The sequence below is a fragment of the Micromonospora globispora genome, from assembly GCF_003857015.1.
Lineage (GTDB): Bacteria > Actinomycetota > Actinomycetes > Mycobacteriales > Micromonosporaceae > Micromonospora > Micromonospora globispora.
In genome coordinates this window covers 1-1,313 of sequence record NZ_QGGF01000679.1, presented here as the reverse complement: position 1 = coordinate 1,313, position 1,313 = coordinate 1, and the positions used below count along the sequence as shown (strand labels likewise).

The 1,313-nt window shown below is 78.1% G+C and carries 1 protein-coding gene; it reads left to right on the top strand.

All coding sequences use genetic code 11. The features are described 5' to 3' along the window. Nucleotides 1-96: 96 nt before the first annotated feature. A partial coding sequence (locus DKL51_RS31795) for a winged helix-turn-helix domain-containing protein (protein ID WP_148097912.1) occupies nucleotides 97-1,313 on the top strand: 1,217 nt, incomplete at its 3' end.

The following is a 1,313-nucleotide window of genomic DNA, read 5'->3' as shown; positions in this document are numbered from 1 at the left end:
GCCTGCTGCGACAACGGTGGCACCGGTGCGGCGGCGACCGAGTCGGCCTGGGGTCAGCCGACCGCCTCCACGCACACGTCCGGGCCCCGGCCGCCGCTGCTGGCATCGCGGCTGTCGCCGGCCGCCCTGCCCGAGCCGGTGCTGGTCCGGCCCCGGCTGCTGGGCCGGCTGGACGAGGGGGTCGCGGGACCGGTCACCCTCGTCTCCGCGCCGGCCGGCTGGGGCAAGACCACCCTGCTCGCCTCGTGGGCGCGGGTGGCCCGGGCCGAGCCGCCACCGGCGTGGGTGGCGGTGGAGACCGGCGACACCGGGGAACGGCTCTGGTCGTACCTGGCAGCGGCGTTGCGCGCCGCGGCGGAGGGGATGCCGGACGACGGCCCGCAGCCTCCGGTACCGGACACCCCGCCCCGCCCCGACCAGCTCGAACTGCTCGCGGCGGCGCTCGCCGCCCGCGAACGCCCGGTGCTGCTGGTCCTGGACGACCTGCACCGGATCACCGATCCGGCGGCGTTGACCGGCCTGGAGTTCCTGCTCCGGCACGCCGAGCAGCGGCTGCGGCTGGTGGTCGGGGCGCGTACCGAGCTGCCGCTCGCCCTGCACCGGTGGCGCCTCGCCGGCGAGCTGACCGAGATCGGCCCCGACGAGCTGGCCTTCACCGAGGACGAGGTGGCCGACCTGCTGGTGGCGCACGGGGTACGGCTGCCGGTCGCCGCGGTGTCCCGGCTGCGGGAACGGACCGGGGGCTGGCCGGCGGGGTTGCGCTTCGCCGCGCTGGCGTTGCGGACCCAGCCGGACCCGGCGCGGTGGGTGGAGCGGTTCAGCGGCGACCAGCCGGACGTGGCCGGGTACCTGCGCGAGGAGGTGCTCGGCGCGCTCGACCCGGACGCCCGGGAACTGCTGCGGCGCAGCGCGGTCGCGGCCGCCGTCTGTGCCGACCTGGCGGACGCGGTCACCGGCCGGACCGACTCGGCGCAGGTGCTGACGGCGCTGGCCCGAGACAGCGGCTTCGTGCGCCACGACGACAGCAGCCCGCCCTGGTACCGGTGCCATCCGCTCCTGGCCGACCTGCTCCGCGACGAGCTGGGCCGGCTCCCCGCCGACGAGCTGCCCGACCTGCACCGGCGGGCGGCCGGCTGGTACGCCGGGAACGGCCGGCCGGCGGAGGCGCTGCGGCACGCGCTGGCCGCTGGGGAGTGGGACGGGGCCAGCGAACTGCTCATCGCACACTGGCCGGAGCTGGCGCCCTACGACCGGGAAATGGCGGCCGGCCCGCCACCCGCCGCGCCGCCGGCGTGGGCGGACGACGCCGGCAT